An 18850-nucleotide genomic window follows, 5' to 3' on the forward strand; every position below is an offset into this window, starting at 1 on the left:
CTTGTCCTCAGACGCTCGCGTTCACTGTGTTGGTTCTGAAACCACGACCATGTCGCCCGGTGGGGCGTTCCGGTTGTTTGTTTCATAGTGTTTCGGTGGTCATAGCGTGAGGGAAACGCCCGGTTACATTCCGAACCCGGAAGCTAAGCCTCACAGCGCCGATGGTACTGCAGGGGGGACCCTGTGGGAGAGTAGGACGCCGCCGAACAATTTTTGGGAAAACCCCCGCATCGGGTCGATGCGGGGGTTTTCTGCGTTCAGGAGCCGTACAGGTCGATTAGGGTCTTCGGCATGCGCTACGACCTCGTCATCTTCGACAACGACGGTGTCCTCGTGGACAGCGAGCCCATATCCAACCGGCTGCTGGCCGCGTATCTCACCGAGTTGGGCCACCCCACCACGTACGAGGAATCCATCCGCGACTACATGGGGTCGGCGATGCACCGCATCCATGAGCTGATCCTGGAGCGGACGGGACAGCGGCTGCCGGCGGACTTCGACGAGGTCTTCCACCGGCGGGTGTTCGCCGCGTTCGAGCGGGAGTTGCAGCCCGTCGCCGGGGTGACCGGCGTCCTGGAGAAGCTGGCCGTGGACGGGGTGCCGTACTGCGTGGCCTCCTCCGGGAGCCACGCGCGGATACGGGTGGGGCACCGGACGACCGGGCTCGACCGGTGGTTCACCGAGGACCGCGTTTTCAGCTCCGAGGACGTGGGACGGGGCAAGCCGGCACCGGACCTGTTCCTGTACGCCGCCGAGCGGATGGGGGTGGCCCCCGAGCGGTGTGCGGTCGTGGAGGACTCCCCGCTGGGCGTACAGGCCGCCGTGGCGGCCGGGATGGACGTGTACGGGTTCACCGCCATGACCCCGGCGGCGCGGCTCGCCGGTGCCGGGCACCTCTTCGCGGACATGGGCGCCCTGGCCGACCTGCTGGTATGACCCCGCTCCCGGTCCCGCGCTGACATTTGTCATGCGGAGCTGCGGACGATCGTTTCTACTGCCCGACCCCCTCCGGCGGCGAAGCTGGGGGCATGACGAAGAAGACGGGGAACCAGGGCCGTAAGCCGAGCGTGCTGGACAACTTCAAGCCGCTGCTCATCGATGTGGCGGTGCCGCTCGGCTCGTACTACCTCCTCAAGGAGGCCTTCGGGATGAGCACCTTCGCGGCGCTCGCCTGGAGCAGCGTCGTACCCGCGGTGCGGACCGTGTGGAGCCTGGTCAAGGAGCGGAGGACCAACGGGCTGGCGGGTCTCATCCTCGTCGTGAACGTCGTCTCGCTGCTGCTGGGCTTCCTCTCCGGCGACCCGCGGCTGATGCTCGCCAAGGACAGCGGGGTCAGCAGCACGGTCGCCATCGGGATCCTGGTCTCCGTCTGGCTCGGCAAGCCGATGATGACCGCGGGCATGAAGCCCTTCCTCGTGAAGGGCGACGCCGACAAGGAGGCCGCCTGGCAGCGGCTGGCGTCCGGGGCGGCCGCCGGGTCCGCGGCCTTCCGGTCCAAGGAGCGGGCGTTCTCCGTGGTGTGGGGACTGGCTCTGCTGGCCGAGTGCGTCGCGCGCGTCGTCGGCGCCTACACCGTGCCCGTGGACACCATGGTGTGGCTGGGCACCGTCTTCCTGATCGCCGCGATGGCCATCGCGTTCGTGGTCAGCGGTGGCCTCGCCGTCGAGCCGATGGAGCGGATGCTCGCCGCCGAGACGGAGGCCGGCCGGACGCAGCGGCCCACGCCGGCCGTCGCCGCCTGACCACCGTGCGGAAACGGCTGAAGCTGAGGGAAATTCATCTTTGGCCGGATCTACCCACAGGTAGCCAGGGGCCCTACGCTCGCCGCCATGACTGATGTGCTGCGGCGCGGCAGGGCCTCTCTGGCGTTCGGATTCTTCGCCCAGGGCGTCGCCTTCGCCCTGCTGGTGACGCGCATCCCGGCCGTCCAGGACCGGTACGGCGTCTCCGACGCGCTGCTCCCGGCCTTCCTGGCCGCCGTGCCGGTCCTCGCCGGCATCGGCAGCGTGACGACCGAGCAGCTGGTGAAGCGGGTCCGGCCCAGCCGGCTGCTGCGCTGGTCCCAGCCGGTGGTGCTGCTGGCCCTGCTCGGCGTCGGGGCGGGCGGGCAGGGCCAGGTGGCCGGCCTGGCGGTGGCGCTCGGCGTCTTCGGCCTGGCGGTGGGGGCGCTGGACGCGTCCATGAACATGCTCGGCGTCAGCCTCCAGCGGTCGTACGGGCGCAGCATCATGCTCAGCTTCCACGCCGCCTACAGCCTGGGAGGGATCCTCGGGGCCTCGCTCGCCTGGGCCGGGGCGCACTGGCACCTCGCACTGTGGGTGTCGTACCTGCCGGTGGTGGCCGTGCTGCTGCCGGCGGCGCTGGTGGGGAGCCGGTGGTACGTCGACGGGGATCCGGCGCCGGGGCGGGATGCCCACACCGACGGCGGAGCCGGCGTCGGCGGGGGTGTCGCCGGGGGTGTCGTCTTCAGGCTGCTGCTGCCGCTGTGCCTGGTGATGACCTTCGCGTACATCGGGGACTCGACCGTCTCCAACTGGAGCGCGAAGTACCTGAAGGACGTGCTGGGCGGCTCCGAGCAGCTGGCGACCGTGCCGTACAACGTGTACATGGTGACCACGCTGGCGGGCCGGGCGCTCGGGGACTTCGGGGTACGGCGGTTCGGAGCGGTGGCGGTCGTGCGGCTCGGATCGCTGGTCGCGGCCGGCGGGTTCGCGGTGGTGGCCGTGGCGCCCGGCGCCTGGGTCGGGATGCTCGGGTTCACCCTGCTGGGGCTGGGGCTGTGTGTGGTGGTGCCGCAGACCTTCGCGGCGGCGGGCAGGTTGTTCCCCGGGGCTTCGGACGCCGCGGTCGCGCGGCTGAACATCTTCAACTACGTGGGGTTCCTGATCGGTTCGCCGTTGGTGGGGGCGCTCGGGGACGCCTGGAGCTACCGGGGGGCCATGCTGGTGCCGATGGTGTTGGTGCTGGTGACCATGGGCTACGCCAGGTCGTTCGCCCCTCAACCGGACCGATACGGTGGCGGGCATGAGCGGCCGCGCACAGCTGATGTGGGACGAGGCAGTAACGGGCTATGACTTCGGTCCGAGCCATCCGATGGACCCGGTCCGGCTGGACCTGACCCGCCGGCTGGTCGGTGCCTTCGGGCTCGACCGGGAGGTGCAGGTCGTCGCGGCCAAACCGGCCGGCGAGTCGACGCTCCGGCTGGTCCACCGGGAGGACTACATCGACGCCGTGAAGGCCGCGTCGGCGGATCCGGCGGGCGCGGACGGGTCGTACGGGCTCGGTACGCTCGACGATCCCGCGTTCGCCGGGATGCACGAGGTGTCCGCGCTGATCGCCGGGCAGTCGGTGGGCGCGGCCGAGGCGGTGTGGCGGGGGGACGCCGAACACGCCGTGAACTTCGCGGGCGGGCTGCACCACGCCATGCCGGGCGGGGCGTCGGGGTTCTGCATCTACAACGACGCCTCCCTGGCGATCGCACGGCTGCTGGAGCTGGGCGCCGAACGGGTCGCCTACGTCGACGTCGACGTCCACCACGGGGACGGGGTGCAGGCCGCGTTCTGGGAGGACCCGCGGGTGCTGACCATCTCGCTGCACGAGCATCCCCGGACGTTGTTCCCGCAGACCGGGTGGCCGCAGGAGACCGGGGCGGGCGCGGGGGAGGGGGCCGCGGTCAACCTGGCGCTGCCGGCCGGTACCGGGGACGCGGGCTGGGTACGGGCCTTCCACGCGGTGGTCCCGGAGCTGCTCGCCGAGTTCCGGCCGCAGGTCCTGGTGACCCAGCACGGGGCCGACACGCACTTCGAGGACCCGCTCGCCCATCTGGCCGTCTCGCTGGACGCGCAGCGGGCGGTGCAGGTGGCCTGCCACGAGCTGGCGCACGCGTACGCGGGGGGCCGGTGGGTCGCGCTGGGCGGGGGCGGATACGCGGTGGTGGACGTCGTACCGCGGTCGTGGACGCATCTGGTGGGGATCGCGGCGGGGAAGCCGGTGGCTCCGGAGACGGTGATCCCCGAGAGCTGGCGCCGGGAAGTGTTCGCGCGCACCCGCCAGTTGGGGCCGCAGCGGATGACGGACGGGCGGTGGCCGGTGGCGTACGAGGAGTGGGAGGCGGGGTACGACCCCGCTGACCGCGTGGACCAGGCCGTGCTGGCGACGCGACGGGCCGTGTTCCCGCTGCGGGGGCTGCTGCCGTAGCGCCACCCCGGCCGCGCCGCCGCAGCGCCGCCGCAGCGGGCCCGCCGCCGCTGTGGGTGCCGCGCCGCCGCCGTGGGTGCGCGGGGGGCGTGGTCGGCACGGTCGGCATTAGGCCAACCGTGCGGCGTTCCCGCCGTTCCCGCCCCGCCCGCGCCCCCGCTGGGTCACCATCGCATCCGTGTGGTCCCCCGCCCGTCTCCGTGCGCATCTGGTGGCCGCTCGGCTGGCCGGGGTGGTGGCGACCTCGCGGGAGGAGAGCCTGCGGAGCTATCGGCTGTTCGCGGCGCGGGACCCGCGCGTGCTGATCGGGATCGATCCCGAAGGCCCCTGGGCGTTCCGGGACCTGATCGGGCTGATGGCGCGGAAGTGCGGGGTGTCGGACGACCCCCGGTACACGACCGGACCGGACGTGATCGATCCGGAGCGGACGCTCGCCGCGCTGGACGCCTTCGCCGGGCGGATCCGGGAGGTGGCCCGGCGCGGTGGGCCGGTGCTGCTGGGCACCGGGCACCCGCACCGGCTGCTGGGGTTCTACGCCGGTCTCGCGGACGCCTTGTCGGCGGCGGGATGTGAGGTCCTCACCCCAGCGCAGGGTCGCTGTGTCGACATATTGACCCGGTTCGGTCTACGTCCCCACCGCCTCGACTACGTACGAGGGGTTGGGCTGGTGCGGGAACCGGCGAGCGAGCGCCCCGGTTGTGAGCCCGGTGCCCACACCCACTCGCCCCTCCCGGTTCGGGTCGCGCTCGACGCCGCGGCGGCGGCCGGCGGGCCCCTGCCCGAGCTGGTCGTCGGCGACCACGGATGGGTCTGCGGTGCTGGTCAGCTGGGGTTCGAGGCCATCGGGCTGGCCGACACCGACGATCCCGCGCTGTTCGTGGGGGAGGCCGAGGGACGGGTGTCCGTCGTCGTTCCGGTTGATGACGCAGTGCGGTCTGCTCACTACCGGCCGCTGGCCCGCTACGTACTCAATCGAGCGTGTCTGTCACAGTAGGCCGCCGATGGGTGCACCTCTTCCCCACTCGCATCACCCGCCCCTAGTCTGGGGAGTGAGCACGCAACGACGAAGAGTCACCGGAAGGGGAAGCCGGTGGCCGTCGAGTGCGGAAGGTTCAGGTGTGTCATGGCTGCAGCTGGCGAGAGGCCTCTGAACGAGGTTCAGTTCCTTACCGTGGCGGAGGTCGCCTCGGTGATGCGAGTGTCGAAGATGACCGTGTACCGCCTGGTGCACAGCGGTCATCTGCCCGCGATCCGGGTGGGACGTTCGTTCCGCGTCCCGGAGCAAGCGGTACACGAGTACCTCCGCGACAGCTATGTGGGGGTGGAGACGGCCTGACGACGGCCCCCGGGTGACCCGGGGGTGCCCCCTCGATTACGACCTCGGCGCTCGGTTGGGTAGGCTAGCCCCTCGTAGGTCGTGTGGGCCCATGGCGCCCAAACAACCGAGACATGAGAAGTGAGCGAGGGTAGTCGTGGGCTCTGTTATCAAGAAGCGGCGTAAGCGGATGGCCAAGAAGAAGCACCGCAAGCTGCTCAAGCGCACGCGCGTTCAGCGTCGTAACAAGAAGTAACTCCGTCCCCGCGTCAGCGGGGGTGCACCGGAGTAGACGACGCGCCGCAGGCGTACAGCTGTGGCCCCCCACCAGCACTGGTGGGGGGCCACAGGCGCGTTCCGGCGCGGGCCGGCAGCCCCGGCATATACCGATGGGGGAAATTCCGTCACCGCCCGCACCGCGGGTCATCACAGGGCAACATCGACCGGCTAGGTTGGCCGCACACGGGGAACGCGGGATACCGGCTACGCGGAAGGAAGGCGCTGATCTTGGGAAGGGTCGTGCTCGTCACCGGAGTGGCCCGGCAGCTGGGCGGCCGGTTCGTACGGCGGATCCAGCGGGACCCGGAGGTCGACCGTGTCATCGCGGTGGACGCCGTACCGCCGGCGCACCATCTGGGCGGGGCCGACTTCATCCAGGCCGACATCCGGCAGCCGACCATCGCCCGCGTACTCGCCGAGACCGGCGCCGACACGGTCGTGCACATGGACGTGACCGGTACGGCCCTGGGCGGGGGCAGCCGGGCCACGGTCAAGGAGACCAACGTCATCGGCACCATGCAACTGCTCGGCGCCTGCCAGAAGTCGCCGGCCGTGCGGCGGCTGGTGGTGAAGTCCAGTACGAACGTCTACGGCTCCGCCCCGCGCGATCCGGCCGTGTTCACCGAGACCACCCCGCCGAAGTCGCTGCCCAGCGGCGGCTTCGCGAAGGACGCCGTCGAGGTGGAGGGGTACGTGCGCGGGTTCGCCCGGCGGCGGCCGGACGTCGCCGTGTGCGTGCTGCGGTTCGCCAACATCCTCGGCCCCACCGCGGACACCCCGCTCGCCTCGTACTTCGCGCTGCCCGTCCTGCCGACCGTGTTCGGCTACGACCCCAGGCTGCAGTTCGTGCACGAGGACGACGTGATCGAGGTGCTGCGCATCGCCTCCCACGAACCGCGCCGGGGCACCCTCAACAGCGGCACCTTCAACATCGCCGGCGACGGTGTGCTGCCGCTCTCGCAGTGCTCGCGGAGGCTCGGGCGGCCCACCGTGCCGCTGCTGCTGCCCGCGGTCACCTGGGCCGGCTCCCTGGTGCGTACGCTCGGTATGACGGACTTCTCGCCGGAGCAGATCCGGCTGCTCACCCACGGGCGGGTGGTGGACACCGTCCAGATGCGCGAGACGCTGGGCTTCACGCCCCGCTACACGACGGCCGAGACCTTCGCGGACTTCGCGCGCGGCCAGGGTCCCGGGCTGCTGCCGCCGGAGACCCTGGCGGCGGCCGTGGACCGGCTCGCCGCGCTGACCGCGAGGGCGGGCGGCCACCCCCAGAAGCACAGCGCCAACTGAGGAGAGCGGCAACGATGGCGGACGCCAAGGTCATTCCGTTCGACGACGACCGGTCCCGCGGGAGCGCCGCACAGCGCCCGGCGCGGCGCCGGATGGGGAGCAGGCGCGGCGAGGGCAATACCGTCCAGCCCCTGCCGGACCGGGCGCGGGCACGGGAGGACGGTCCTGTGAGCCGCGAGGAGCAGCCGCCGGAGCCTGCGGAGGGCGGCGGCGGGGACGGCGGCCTGGAGCGGCGGGTGGCGGCTGGGCTGGCCTTCCTGCGGCGCCGGCTCACCGGGGACTACGAGGTCGACGACTTCGGTTACGACGAGGAGCTGACCGACCAGGTCCTGATGTCGCTGCTGCGGCCGGTGTACGAGAAGTACTTCCGGGTCGACGTGAAGGGCATCGAGAACATCCCGGCCGAGGGCGGGGCGCTGATCGTCGCCAACCACTCCGGCACGCTGCCGCTGGACGGCCTGATGATGCAGGTGGCGGTGCACGACCGGCACCCGGCCGGCCGGCACCTGCGGCTGCTCGCCGCCGACCTCGTCTTCGTGCTGCCGGTGGTGAACGAGCTGGCCCGCAAGCTGGGGCACACGCTCGCCTGCGCGGAGGACGCGGAACGGCTGCTGGGCCAGGGTGAGCTGGTCGGGGTGATGCCGGAGGGGTTCAAGGGCATCGGGAAACCTTTCGGCGAGCGGTACAAGCTCCAGCGGTTCGGCCGGGGCGGTTTCGTCTCCACGGCCCTGCGGCAGGGGGCGCCGATCATTCCGTGCTCGATCGTCGGGGCGGAGGAGATCTACCCGATGATCGGCAACGCCAAGACGCTGGCGCGGCTGCTGGGCTTCCCGTACTTCCCGCTGACGCCGACGTTTCCGTGGCTGGGGCCGCTGGGTGCGATCCCGCTGCCCACCAAGTGGACGATCCAGTTCGGCGAGCCGATCCCGACGGACGGGTATCCGCCGGAGGCCGCGGAGGATCCGATGCTGATGTTCAACCTGACCGACCAGGTGCGGGAGCAGATCCAGCACACGCTGTACAAGCTGCTGGTGCAGCGGCGGTCGGTGTTCTTCTGAGGCCCCGTCCCCGTCTCTGTCCTCGTCTCTGTCCTCGTCCTCCCGGGCGTGTCCGTGTACGGCATCGGGGGCGCCCCTGCTCGGATAGGGGCGCCCCCGATGCCGTGACCGCGGTCCGCTAGTCCGCGTCCTCGCTGTCGATGCCCAGGCCCGGGAGCAGGTCGGGGATGAGCGGCGGGATGGTGACGTCCGGCTGGCCCGTGGGGGACTTGCCGGCGGACGGGAGGCTGCCCTCGGGCCCGGTCTTCGGCGGGTCGAGCAGGCCGCCCGTGTCGCCGCCGATGAGGCCCGCGCCGCTGCTGCCGGTGGCCGAGCCGCTCGGGGAGCCGGTGCCGGTGTGCTTGCCGGCGGGCGGGGTGCTGCCGGCGGAGGCGGGCGGGTGCGAGCGGTTGCTGCCGGAGGTGCCGGTGGACGCGGGGCCGGAGCCGCCCTGACGGCTGCCTCCGCCGGTCTGGGCCGGGGACGACGGGAGCAGGGACTGCAGCGGGGCGACCTCTTCGTCTATGGCGTCGAAGACCGAGGACACCTGCTGTTTCACATCGCCCAGTTGCACGGGCAGCCTGTCGCTGAGCGTGCTCCACGCCTCGCGGTGGGAGCGGGAGAACGCGGACAGCGCCTGGATGGGACCGAGGGAGTCCGGGTCGGCCTCGTAGGCCGCGTGGAGCAGGCGGTGGCCCTCGGTGACATCGTGCCGCATCCCGGACAGGGTGCGGCGGATCTCGCCGATGGACTCGTGGTCCAGGTGGCCGCCCCGGCCGCGCTCCAGCAGCCGGCGGGCCTCGCTGAGCCGGGTGGAGGCCTGGTCGAGGTAGGTCTGGCCGCGCTGGTCGTCGCCGTCGGTCAGGTAGTTGAGCTTGAAGTCCTCGATGCCGCGCTTCAGGCCGTACAGCGAGTCTCCGGGAAGGGCGTCGGAGCTGGCGGCGGCGACCCCGCCGAAGGCCCCGGCGGCCACGCCCACGCTGAGTCCGCCGGCCGCGAGGCCCTTGGTCAGTCTTGTGCGCGGGCGGAGTTTGCCCAGCGGGCTCGCCCGGTGCGCGCCCTTGGCCCGGTGCGAGCGCTGTTCCGGTACCGACGCGTCCCCCGCCCCCGTGCCTTCCTGGAGCATGGCCTCCATCGCGGCCACCAGCTGGGCCCGTTGGACGACCTTGACCTCCGGGTCGAGCTGCGGCTTGGGCAGTGCGCCGAGACCCGCCGCGAGGGCCAGCAGCTCGCCCTGCTCGGAGCGTTCCTCGGGGGTCGGCGGCGATCCCGCCGGGCTGTCGGACTGCTCGGCCGCCGTGTCCTGGTCGGACTGCTCCTCCAGGGCCTGGGCGAAGGCGTTCGCCCGCCGGTGCGCCGATACGTTCGCGATCACTGGCGGCACCTCCTCTCGTCATGACGGTCGACTCCCCAGGGGGTCCTGAGGGTTGCACGTCCATGACCGCTTCCCCACGAACGAGCGATCGGGGCCGGCCAGGACGTGACCACAGGGAGCCTGTATCCCGCACAACGACTGGCGCGGCACTTGGGTTACGGACGGCGGACGACCGGATCGGAAAGGCAACCGACTTTCACCGTAAGTGAGTTGGCGGTCGCCTTCGGTCACCCGGTTCAGCGGGCGTCGTCCGGCAGCAGCCGGGCGAGCGTGCGTACGGCGCGGTACTGGAGGGTCTTGATGGCGCCCTCGTTCTTGCCCATGACCCGGGCGGTCTCGGCGACCGAGAGGCCCTGGAGGAAGCGGAGCGTCACGCACTCCTGCTGCTGCGGGTTGAGCCGCCGTACGGCGTCGAGCAGGGCGGCGTTCGACAGGGACTCCAGGACGGAGTCCTCCGGGGAGCGCTCGACCTCGTTGGCGTCGAGCATCTCGCCGGTGGTGACCTCCAGCCGGAAGCGGCTGGACTTGAAGTGGTCGGCGACCAGGTTCCGGGCGATGGTGACCAGCCAGGCGCCGAAGTCGCGGCCCTGCCAGGTGAAGGTGCCGATCCTTCTGAGGGCGCGCAGAAAGGTCTCGCTGGTGAGGTCCTCGGCGGTCGCGCGGCCGCCGACGCGGTAGTAGATGTACCGGTAGACGGTGTCGCTGTACTGGTCGTAGAGGCGCCCGAAGGCCTCGGCCTCGCCGGCCTGGGCGCGTTCGACGAGGTCCATCATCCGGGCGCTGTCGCTGTCGGCGGCCGGCCGCCGGGCGGTGGCCGCGCCGGTGGCACGCCCTCGTCTGCCGACGGCGGCGCTGCCGTCGGCCAGTGCGTAGCACGGGCCCGCGGGCGCGGCGGCGGCGAAGGCGGGGACGGCGTACGCGGTGGGGACGAAGCCGCGCAGCGTCTCTTTGACCGTTGCGACCGTTGCGCGCAGCGTAGCCAGGCCCGAGGCGTCAACCCCGACGTGTGGGTACACGGGACTCCCAGAGGCAGAGCTTCCATCACGTGCAGTGCGGGACCGTTCACCCGTCGTGGCGACGGAGGGGTACCGGTTTGCGTCTGAGGAGAATAACGCTTCGTGCAGGCACTGCTACACCGAGTTGCTCAAATCACCGGATGCGTCGCTTCTATGGTCGTTTGATGGCAGGTCAAGTTCCGTAACGTGATCGCTTGTTGACCGGAAAACGGCGTGTTTCGGTGAAGTGCGGGGCGTGTTGAACGTGGTGATGTACACGAGCGCGTTCAAAGCGCGCGAGCGTGGCGGGGCGAGCGCCCCGGAGGAGTGGGCGAGCGCCCGCGGGGATGAGCAGGGCCCGCGGGCATGAGAGAGGGTCCCGCAGGTATGAGAGGGGCCCGCAGGGGCGGGCGGGGGCCGCGGTGATGGGCGGAGCCCCGCGGTAAGGGAGCGGATCCCGAAGGCGGGGGAGCGGGTCACGAAGGGATGGGCCGGGGTCCCCGAAAGGGTTCCGGGAGGGTCAGCGCCGGCGGCGGCTGAGGGCGATCGCCGCCGCCGTGCCGCCGGCCACCGCGCCGACGCCCGCCGCCGCGGGGATGCCGACCTTCGCCGCCTTGCGGCCGGTGCGGTAGTCCCGCAGGCGCCAGTCCTTCTCGCGGGCGTGCCTGCGGAGCTTGGCGTCGGGGTTGATGGCGTAGGGGTGGCCGACCAGGGACAGCATGGGGATGTCGTTGTGGCTGTCGCTGTAGGCGGCGCAGCGGGAGAGGTCCAGGCCCTCCGCCGCGGCGAGGGCGCGGACCGCCTCCGCCTTCGCCGGGCCGTGCAGCGGCTCGCCCACCAGTTTGCCGGTGTACACGCCGTCGACGGACTCGGCGACCGTGCCGAGCGCGCCGGTCAGGCCGAGGCGGCGGGCGATCACCTGGGCGATCTCGACCGGGGCCGCGGTGACCAGCCACACCTTCTGGCCGGCGTCCAGGTGGGCCTGCGCGAGGGCGCGGGTGCCGGGCCAGATCCGGTCGGCCATGTACTCGTCGTAGATCTCCTCGCCGATGGACTCCAGCTCGGCGACCCGGTGGCCCTTGACGATCGACAGGGCCGAGTCGCGGGCGTCCTGCATGTGTTCCGGGTCCTCGACCCCGGCCAGCCGGAACCACGCCTGCTGCCAGGCGAATCGGGCCAGGTCACGGGTCTCGAAGAACTTCCGCTTGTACAGTCCCCGGCCGAAGTGGAACAGCGCGGCGCCCTGCATGACGGTGTTGTCCAGGTCGAAGAAGGCGGCCGCCTTGTCGTCGCCGAGCACGGGGAACTCCGGTTCCTCCTGCTTCGCCGGCGGAGCCTCCTGCGAGGACTTGCGGGCAGCCTCCGCCGAGGCCTCGCCTGCCAACACGCTCCGCGCCGTGGCGGAGCGCCTACGGGGAGTGAGCCATCCGAGAGCGGCCATGACGTGAGCATAGCCAGTCTGTTCGGTGGTTCCGGCGTCGCGAGGTTGGCGCGGTGTGAACTCTGTGCGTCCCGGTCGTGAAAGAAGCGATCCGGAATCCGATCCGGAACGGGCGCGGAGGGGGCGAGAATGGCCGGTATGAGTCCCCTCTTCCGACGCAGGGCCGAGCCGCGCGCGCGGCTGGTCACGCTCATCCGCAAGCCCGGCTGCCATCTCTGCGACGACGCGCAGGTGGTGATCGAGAAGGTGTGCGGCGACCTCGGCGTGCCGTGGGAGCCGAAGGACATCACCGAGGACCGGGAACTCCACGACCGCTACTGGGAGCAGATCCCCGTCGTCCTCGTCGACGGTGAACAGCACACCTTCTGGCGCGTGAACGAGGAGCGGCTGCGTCGTGCACTGACCGACTAGTCCAAACCGGCCGGAAAGTCGCTTAGGATCAACGGCGGTTTGGTCTCGGGGGCGGGATTCGTGAGGAGTGTGTGCGGTTTTGCCCCCAGTAATGAAGGAACGCCTGTGCGTATGCGCCGGTTCCCGTCGAGGGCGTGAAACCCGCGTGACCCCGGTCACTTCTGCCGGGCAAATCGGACACCATCTTTGTGCACGCGTTCACAAAGACATAGCCTGCTGTCGACGGGGCGGTCTGGGGACGTATGACCGCCTGCAGCCCCGCTCTACCCGCAGGAGCACCGTGGCAACTGGCCGAACACACCGACCGGCGACCCGTAGCCGAGGGATTCCCGAGGCCACCGTCGCCCGGCTTCCGCTGTACCTCCGAGCCCTGACCGCGCTGTCGGAACGCTCGGTACCCACGGTCTCCTCCGAGGAGCTGGCCGCGGCGGCGGGGGTCAACTCCGCGAAGCTGCGCAAGGACTTCTCGTACCTGGGCTCCTACGGAACGCGCGGTGTCGGCTACGACGTGGAGTATCTCGTCTACCAGATCTCCCGCGAACTCGGCCTGACCCAGGACTGGCCGGTTGTGATCGTCGGTATCGGCAACCTCGGCGCCGCGCTCGCCAACTACGGCGGCTTCGCCTCCCGTGGCTTCCGGGTCGCCGCGCTCATCGACGCCGACCCGGCGATGGCCGGCAAGCCGGTCGCGGGCATCCCGGTGCAGCACACCGACGACCTCGAGAAGATCATCAAGGACAACGGGGTCTCCATCGGCGTCATCGCCACCCCCGCCGGCGCGGCCCAGCAGGTCTGCGACCGGCTCGTGGCCGCCGGCGTGACCTCCATCCTGAACTTCGCGCCGACCGTGCTGTCCGTCCCGGACGGCGTCGACGTGCGCAAGGTCGACCTCTCGATCGAACTCCAGATCCTCGCCTTCCACGAGCAGCGGAAGGCCGGCGAGGAGACCGCCGCGGGCGACGGCGCGCTGCCCGCCGCCGCTCCCCGGGGTGCGGCCGCCGCCGACTCCTCCGCCGACCAGGGACCCGACGGGGACGTCCCCGCCGTGATGCCGGCATGAGCCTCCTCGTCGTAGGCCTCAGTCACCGCAGCGCCCCGGTCAGCGTGCTGGAGCGGGCCGCGCTGAGCGCGGACGCCCAGACCAAGCTGCTCCAGGACACGGTCGCCGCCGAGCCCGCCGCCGAGGCCGCGGTGCTCGCCACCTGCAACCGCATCGAGCTGTACGCCGACGTCGACAAGTTCCACGCCGGTGTCGCCGAGCTGTCCACGCTCCTCGCCCAGCACAGCGGCGTCGGCCTCGAGGAACTGACCCCGTACCTCTACGTCCACTACGAGGACCGGGCCGTCCACCACCTGTTCTCGGTGGCCTGCGGCCTGGACTCGATGGTCGTCGGCGAGGGGCAGATCCTCGGCCAGATCAAGGACTCCCTGGCCCGCACCCAGGAGCTGCACACCGCCGGCAAGCTGCTGAACGACCTGTTCCAGCAGGCCCTCAGGGTCGGCAAGCGCGCCCACTCCGAGACCGGCATCGACCGCGCCGGGCAGTCCCTGGTCACCTTCGGCCTGGAGCAGCTGGCCGCGGGCGGCGACGTGCGCGAGTGGGCTCTGGGCCGCACGGCGCTGGTCATCGGCGCCGGGTCGATGTCGTCCCTGGCCGCCGCGACGCTCGCGCGCGCCGGGGTCGCCGAGGTCGTCGTCGCCAACCGGACCTTCGAGCGCGCCGAGCGGCTCGCGCAGATCCTCACCGAGTCCGACGAGAACACGGTGACCGCCCGCGCGGTGCCCATGGACGCGGTGGCCGCCGAGCTGACACGTGCCGACGTCGTCGTCTCCTGTACCGGGGCGACGGGGCTGGTGCTCACGGCGGAGGCGGTCGCGCAGGCGGTCGAGGGCCGCACCGGCGCCCCCGCCGCCGAGATCGCCGGCACCGCTCGTACGTCCGCCCAGGCCAAGGCGCCGCTGACGCCCGCCGCCGACGACAACTGCCCGCTGGACCTCGCCGCCGCACAGCCCGGCTTCTCCCTCATGGGCGAGGCCGCCGTGGCCGGCATGGACGCGGCCACCCTGGAGCAGCACGCGGCCTGGGTGGCGGGAGGCACGGTCGACCGCCGGGACCGCCGTACCCCCGAGGCGGACGCCGAGCTGATCACCGCGCTCGCCGCGACCGCCGCCACCGTCGGCCGGATCCCCGAGCGGCGCAGGCCGGAGCCGGTCGCCGAGCGTCCGGCCCCCTCCGTCTTCCTCCTCGACCTGGCCATGCCCCGCGACATCGACGCGGCCGTGCACCGGCTGGCCGGGGTCCGCCTGGTCGACATCGAGTCGCTGGCGGAGGCCTCCGCCGACGCTCCGATGGCGGCCGACGTGGACCAGGTCCGGCGTATCGTCTCCGACGAGGTCGCGGCCTTCGGCGCGGCACAGCGGGCGGCGCACATCACGCCCACCGTGGTCGCGCTGCGCTCCATGGCCGCCGACGTCGTCGCCGGCGAGATCGCCCGCCTCGACGGACGCCTGCCCGACCTGGACGAACGCCAGCGCGGCGAGATCCGCCAGGCCGTGCACCGGGTCGTCGACAAGCTGCTGCACGCGCCGACCGTACGGGTCAAGCAGCTCGCGGCCGAGCCCGGCGGCGCCGGGTACGCGGACGCGCTGCGCACCTTGTTCGACCTCGACTCCGAGACGGTGGCCGCCGTCTCCCGGGCCGGGGACAGCACAGACAAGAAGGACCGACCGGCATGAGTGAGAAGGCTTTGAGACTGGGGACCAGGCGCAGCAAGCTCGCCATGGCCCAGTCCGGGCAGGTGGCCGAGGCCGTCCGCCAAGTGACCGGGCGCCCCGTCGAGCTGGTCGAGATCACCACCTACGGCGACGTCTCCCGGGAGGCGCTCGCGCAGATCGGCGGCACCGGCGTGTTCGTCACGGCGCTGCGCGACGCGCTGCTGAAGGGCGAGGTCGACTTCGCGGTTCATTCGCTCAAGGACCTCCCGACCGCGCAGCCGGAGGAACTGGTCCTGGCCGCCGTACCGGTGCGCGAGGACCCGCGGGACGTGATCGTCGCGCGCGACGCGCTGAAGCTCACCGACCTGCCGCGCGGCGCGCGCATCGGCACGGGCTCCCCGCGCCGCATGGCGCAGCTGAACGCGTACGCCCGCGCCCACGGCCTGGACATCGAGACGGTCCCGATCCGCGGCAACGTCGACACCCGCATCCGGTACGTCCACGACGGCGAACTGGACGCGGTCGTGCTGGCCGCCGCCGGCCTCAACCGGATCGGCCGGATCGACGAGGTGACCGACTTCCTGTCGGTCGACACGGTTCTGCCCGCCCCCGGCCAGGGGGCACTGGCGATCGAGTGCGCCGCGGACAACGCGGACCTCGTCGCCGCGCTCGGCGAGCTGGACGACCCGTTCACGCGGGCCGCCGTCACCGCCGAGCGGTCACTGCTCGCCGCCCTGGAGGCCGGTTGCAGCGCACCTGTGGGCGCGCTGGCCGACCTTCTGGCCGACGGGCAGACTGTCAAGGAAATGCGCCTGCGCGGCGTCGTCGGCACGACCGACGGCACCCGCATGGTGCAGCTGTCCACCACCGGTCCCGTGCCCCAGACGCACGACCGGGCGACGGCACTCGGCCGCGAACTCGCCACCGAGATGCTTGCCCAGGGCGCGGCCGGTCTGATGGGGGAGCGAGCACATTGAGCCCCACCGCCCTTCCTGCCGCCGGTCCTGAACACGGGCACGTCACCTTCCTCGGTGCCGGACCCGGAGATCCGGGACTGCTGACTCTCCGCGCCGTGGAGGCGCTGTCGAACGCGGACGTCCTGGTCGCCGAGCACGAGGTGCTCGACGTGATCCGGACGCACGCGCGGCAGGGCGTCTCCGTGGTGCATACGGACGCGGACTCCTCTGCGGTGTCCCCGCCGGGCACGGGCACGCCCCAGCTGACGGTCGTTGACGGCACGTCAACACCCGCCGCTGTCCCCGCTGCTGCCCGGGATGCCGCTCATCTTGTCATGGAGGCTGCGCGGGGCGGCAGGCGGGTCGTCCGTGCCGTGTCCGGGGACCCGGGACTTGATACGTGCGCGGCCGAGGAAATGCTCGCCTGCGCCGCCGCCGGGGTGCCCTTCGAGGTCGTCCCCGGTGTCGCGGCCGCGGTCGGCGTGCCCGCGTACGCCGGTGTGCCGCTGCGCGGCGCCGAGGGCGCGGACGTCCGGTTCGTGGACGCCCGCACCGCCTCGGACCGCTGCTGGACGGAGGTCGGTGCCTCGGACGGCACGGTCGTCGTCTCCACCACCCTGGACTCGGTGGCGGCCGCGGCCGGTGAGCTGGTCTCGGCGGGCCGCAAGCCCGACACCCCCCTCACGGTGACGATCGCCGGGACGACGACGCGCCAGCGCACCTGGACGGCGACCCTCGGCACGATCGCGCAGACCCTCAAGCAGGCGAAGGTCCTGCCGTCCCCCGACGGCGGCCGGCCGGTGATAGCCGTGGTCGGCGAGCGCAGCGCCGCCGACCGGCGCGACCAGCTGTCGTGGTTCGAGTCCAAGCCGCTGTTCGGCTGGAAGGTCCTCGTGCCGCGCACGAAGGAGCAGGCGGCCTCGCTCTCCGACCAGCTGCGTTCCTACGGCGCCGTCCCGCACGAGGTCCCGACGATCGCGGTGGAGCCCCCGCGCACCCCGCAGCAGATGGAACGCGCGGTCAAGGGCCTGGTGACGGGCCGCTACGAGTGGATCGCGTTCACCTCGGTCAACGCGGTGAAGGCCGTCCGCGAGAAGTTCGAGGAGTACGGCCTGGACGCCCGTGCCTTCGCGGGCATCAAGGTCGCCGCGGTGGGCGAGCAGACGGCCAAGGCGCTGATCGCCTTCGGCGTGAAGCCGGACCTGGTGCCGAGCGGCGAGCAGTCGGCGGCCGGCCTCCTGGAGGACTGGCCCCCCTACGACCCGGTCTTCGACCCGATCGACCGTGTCTTCCTGCCCCGCGCCGACATCGCCACGGAGACCCTGGTGGCGGGCCTGATCGAGCTGGGCTGGGAGGTGGACGACGTCACGGCCTACCGCACCGTACGCGCCTCGCCGCCCCCGGCGGAGACCCGCGAGGCGATCAAGGGCGGCGGCTTCGACGCGGTCCTCTTCACGTCCTCGTCCACGGTCCGCAACCTGGTCGGCATCGCGGGCAAGCCGCACAACGTGACGGTCATCGCGTGCATCGGCCCGGCGACGGCGAAGACGGCCGAGGAACACGGCCTGCGCGTCGACGTCATGGCTCCGGAGCCGTCCGTGCACAAGCTGGCCGAGGCCCTCGCCGACTTCGGCATGAAGCGCCGCGCCGCCGCCCTGGAGGCGGGCGACCCGGTGACGCGGCCGAGCGAGCGGCGGCCGGGGGCCCGGCGGCGGCGGACCACGACGTGAGGGTGCGGCCGTAAGGCCCACGAGAGACGGGGCGCTCCTTGGGGGCGCCCCGTCTCTCCGCGTCGACACGGCGTCGGCAAAGGCGCGGTCCGGGCGGGCGTAGCGTAGAGGGCATGTCGAAGTACGGATCCTTTCCCGGTACGCGTCCTCGACGGCTGCGCACCACCCCCGTCATGCGCCGCATGGTCGCCGAGACCCGGCTGCACCCCGCCGACTTCATCCTTCCGGCGTTCGTCCGGGAGGGCGTCAGTGAGCCGGTGCCGATCGGGGCGATGCCCGGGGTCGTGCAGCACACCCGGGACAGCCTGAAGAAGGCCGCGCTGGAGGCCGTGGAGGCCGGGGTCTCCGGGATCATGCTGTTCGGCGTCCCGGAGGACGGGAAGAAGGACGCCCAGGGCACGGCCGGCACCGACCCGGACGGGATCCTCCAGGTCGCCCTGCGGGACGTCCGCGCCGAGGTCGGCGACGACCTGCTCGTCATGTCCGACCTGTGCCTGGACGAGTTCACCGACCACGGGCACTGCGGTGTGCTGGACGCCGAGGGCCGCGTCGACAACGACGCCACCCTGGAGCGGTACGCCGAGATGGCGCAGGTGCAGGCCGACGCCGGCGCCCACGTCGTCGGCCCGAGCGGCATGATGGACGGCCAGATCGGCGTCATCCGCGACGCGCTCGACCAGATCGGCCGCGAGGACGTCGCGATCCTCGCCTACACCGTCAAGTACTCCTCCGCCTTCTTCGGCCCCTTCCGCGAGGCCGTCGCCTCCTCCCTCAAGGGCGACCGCAAGACGTACCAGCAGGATCCCGCCAACTGGCGCGAGTCCCTGCGGGAGCTGGAGCTGGACCTCGCCGAGGGTGCCGACATGGTCATGGTCAAGCCGGCCGGCCCCTACCTCGACATCCTCGCCCGGGTCGCGGACGCGGTGGACGTGCCCGTGGCCGCCTACCAGATCTCCGGCGAGTACGCGATGGTCGAGGCCGCCGCCGAGAAGGGCTGGATCGACCGGGACCAGGCGATCCTCGAGACCCTCACCGGCATCAAGCGGGCCGGGGCGCGGAACATCCTCACCTACTGGGCCACCGAGGCGGCCCGGAAGCTCCGCTAGCCG

18 protein-coding genes and 1 rRNA gene are annotated in these 18850 nt (G+C 71.9%); 16 read left to right on the top strand and 3 right to left on the bottom strand.

Annotated features, from left to right (window positions below; all coding sequences use genetic code 11):
* Positions 1 to 91: 91 nt before the first annotated feature.
* The 10 genes from rrf to IEZ20_RS13115 all read left to right on the top strand — a co-directional run bounded on the left by rrf (position 92) and on the right by IEZ20_RS13115 (position 8139).
* A 5S ribosomal RNA gene (gene rrf, locus IEZ20_RS13070) occupies positions 92 to 208 on the top strand.
* 83 nt (positions 209 to 291) lie between these two features.
* Positions 292 to 936: an HAD family hydrolase gene (locus IEZ20_RS13075; protein WP_189297842.1), complete on the top strand. Its 645-nt coding sequence runs from the start codon at positions 292 to 294 to the stop codon at positions 934 to 936.
* A gap of 92 nt (positions 937 to 1028) precedes the next feature.
* Positions 1029 to 1742: a VC0807 family protein gene (locus tag IEZ20_RS13080; protein ID WP_189297844.1), complete on the top strand. Its 714-nt coding sequence runs from the start codon at positions 1029 to 1031 to the stop codon at positions 1740 to 1742.
* Positions 1743 to 1829: 87 nt separating this feature from the next.
* On the top strand, positions 1830 to 3074 hold the full coding sequence (locus IEZ20_RS13085; protein ID WP_189297846.1) for an MFS transporter: 1245 nt from the start codon (positions 1830 to 1832) through the stop codon (positions 3072 to 3074).
* Positions 3025 to 4197 (top strand): acetoin utilization protein AcuC, encoded by a 1173-nt coding sequence (locus IEZ20_RS13090; protein WP_189297848.1) that lies wholly within the window; start codon positions 3025 to 3027, stop codon positions 4195 to 4197. Before IEZ20_RS13085 ends, IEZ20_RS13090 begins: the two co-directional genes overlap by 50 nt.
* A 178-nt stretch (positions 4198 to 4375) precedes the next feature.
* Positions 4376 to 5191, top strand: coding sequence for a phosphatase (locus IEZ20_RS13095; protein ID WP_189297850.1), 816 nt, complete (start codon positions 4376 to 4378; stop codon positions 5189 to 5191).
* Positions 5192 to 5320: 129 nt separating this feature from the next.
* Positions 5321 to 5533, top strand: a complete 213-nt coding sequence (locus tag IEZ20_RS13100; RefSeq protein ID WP_121791081.1) for a helix-turn-helix domain-containing protein — start codon at positions 5321 to 5323, stop codon at positions 5531 to 5533.
* A 136-nt stretch (positions 5534 to 5669) separates the two neighbouring features.
* A complete protein-coding gene (locus tag IEZ20_RS13105) occupies positions 5670 to 5768 on the top strand; it encodes a 30S ribosomal protein bS22 (RefSeq protein ID WP_003948845.1) in 99 nt (32 codons plus the stop codon).
* A 251-nt stretch (positions 5769 to 6019) separates the two neighbouring features.
* Positions 6020 to 7081: an NAD-dependent epimerase/dehydratase family protein gene (locus IEZ20_RS13110; protein ID WP_189297852.1), complete on the top strand. Its 1062-nt coding sequence runs from the start codon at positions 6020 to 6022 to the stop codon at positions 7079 to 7081.
* A gap of 14 nt (positions 7082 to 7095) precedes the next feature.
* Positions 7096 to 8139, top strand: a complete 1044-nt coding sequence (locus IEZ20_RS13115) for a lysophospholipid acyltransferase family protein (protein ID WP_189297854.1) — start codon at positions 7096 to 7098, stop codon at positions 8137 to 8139.
* 118 nt (positions 8140 to 8257) lie between these two features.
* Here IEZ20_RS13115 and IEZ20_RS13120 read toward each other — a convergent pair whose 3' ends face one another.
* The 3 genes from IEZ20_RS13120 to IEZ20_RS13130 form a co-directional block, all read right to left on the bottom strand.
* On the bottom strand, positions 8258 to 9493 hold the full coding sequence (locus IEZ20_RS13120; protein ID WP_189297856.1) for a DUF5667 domain-containing protein: 1236 nt from the start codon (positions 9491 to 9493) through the stop codon (positions 8258 to 8260).
* Positions 9494 to 9729: 236 nt separating this feature from the next.
* A complete protein-coding gene (locus IEZ20_RS13125) occupies positions 9730 to 10509 on the bottom strand; it encodes an ECF subfamily RNA polymerase sigma factor, BldN family (RefSeq protein ID WP_189297858.1) in 780 nt (259 codons plus the stop codon).
* Positions 10510 to 11008: 499 nt separating this feature from the next.
* Positions 11009 to 11929: an HAD family hydrolase gene (locus IEZ20_RS13130; RefSeq protein WP_189297860.1), complete on the bottom strand. Its 921-nt coding sequence runs from the start codon at positions 11927 to 11929 to the stop codon at positions 11009 to 11011.
* Positions 11930 to 12058: 129 nt separating this feature from the next.
* Here IEZ20_RS13130 and IEZ20_RS13135 point away from each other — a divergent pair, with 129 nt between their 5' ends.
* The 6 genes from IEZ20_RS13135 (at position 12059) to hemB (ending at position 18847) form a co-directional block, all read left to right on the top strand.
* Positions 12059 to 12340, top strand: a complete 282-nt coding sequence (locus IEZ20_RS13135) for a glutaredoxin family protein (protein ID WP_189297862.1) — start codon at positions 12059 to 12061, stop codon at positions 12338 to 12340.
* Positions 12341 to 12620: 280 nt separating this feature from the next.
* Positions 12621 to 13400 (top strand): redox-sensing transcriptional repressor Rex, encoded by a 780-nt coding sequence (locus IEZ20_RS13140; RefSeq protein ID WP_189297864.1) that lies wholly within the window; start codon positions 12621 to 12623, stop codon positions 13398 to 13400.
* A complete protein-coding gene (locus IEZ20_RS13145; RefSeq protein WP_189297866.1) occupies positions 13397 to 15076 on the top strand; it encodes a glutamyl-tRNA reductase in 1680 nt (559 codons plus the stop codon). The genes IEZ20_RS13140 and IEZ20_RS13145 overlap by 4 nt, the downstream gene beginning before the upstream one ends.
* Positions 15073 to 16032 (top strand): hydroxymethylbilane synthase, encoded by a 960-nt coding sequence (gene hemC / locus IEZ20_RS13150; protein WP_189297868.1) that lies wholly within the window; start codon positions 15073 to 15075, stop codon positions 16030 to 16032. Before IEZ20_RS13145 ends, hemC begins: the two co-directional genes overlap by 4 nt.
* The gene (locus IEZ20_RS13155; RefSeq protein ID WP_189297870.1) at positions 16029 to 17741 is read left to right on the top strand and encodes a bifunctional uroporphyrinogen-III C-methyltransferase/uroporphyrinogen-III synthase; all 1713 of its coding nucleotides are present in this window, start codon (positions 16029 to 16031) and stop codon (positions 17739 to 17741) included. Before hemC ends, IEZ20_RS13155 begins: the two co-directional genes overlap by 4 nt.
* Positions 17742 to 17854: 113 nt before the next feature.
* Complete coding sequence (gene hemB, locus IEZ20_RS13160; RefSeq protein WP_030745562.1) at positions 17855 to 18847, top strand: porphobilinogen synthase; 993 nt, start codon at positions 17855 to 17857, stop codon at positions 18845 to 18847.
* Positions 18848 to 18850: the final 3 nt, after the last annotated feature.

This window comes from Streptomyces cinerochromogenes, from assembly GCF_014648635.1.
Taxonomy (GTDB): Bacteria; Actinomycetota; Actinomycetes; order Streptomycetales; family Streptomycetaceae; genus Streptomyces; species Streptomyces cinerochromogenes.

Bases quoted from the DNA above. Each gene is read 5' to 3' on its own strand.
- IEZ20_RS13145 (WP_189297866.1), top strand. From the start codon at position 13,397: ATGAGCCTCCTCGTCGTAGGCCTCAGTCACCGCAGCGCCCCGGTCAGC.
- IEZ20_RS13090 (WP_189297848.1), top strand. From the start codon at position 3,025: ATGAGCGGCCGCGCACAGCTGATGTGGGACGAGGCAGTAACGGGCTAT.
- IEZ20_RS13115 (WP_189297854.1), top strand. From the start codon at position 7,096: ATGGCGGACGCCAAGGTCATTCCGTTCGACGACGACCGGTCCCGCGGG.
- IEZ20_RS13085 (WP_189297846.1), top strand. From the start codon at position 1,830: ATGACTGATGTGCTGCGGCGCGGCAGGGCCTCTCTGGCGTTCGGATTC.
- IEZ20_RS13130 (WP_189297860.1), bottom strand. From the start codon at position 11,929: ATGGCCGCTCTCGGATGGCTCACTCCCCGTAGGCGCTCCGCCACGGCG.
- IEZ20_RS13135 (WP_189297862.1), top strand. From the start codon at position 12,059: ATGGCCGGTATGAGTCCCCTCTTCCGACGCAGGGCCGAGCCGCGCGCG.
- IEZ20_RS13080 (WP_189297844.1), top strand. From the start codon at position 1,029: ATGACGAAGAAGACGGGGAACCAGGGCCGTAAGCCGAGCGTGCTGGAC.
- IEZ20_RS13100 (WP_121791081.1), top strand. From the start codon at position 5,321: ATGGCTGCAGCTGGCGAGAGGCCTCTGAACGAGGTTCAGTTCCTTACC.
- hemB (WP_030745562.1), top strand. From the start codon at position 17,855: ATGTCGAAGTACGGATCCTTTCCCGGTACGCGTCCTCGACGGCTGCGC.
- hemC (WP_189297868.1), top strand. From the start codon at position 15,073: ATGAGTGAGAAGGCTTTGAGACTGGGGACCAGGCGCAGCAAGCTCGCC.
- IEZ20_RS13075 (WP_189297842.1), top strand. From the start codon at position 292: ATGCGCTACGACCTCGTCATCTTCGACAACGACGGTGTCCTCGTGGAC.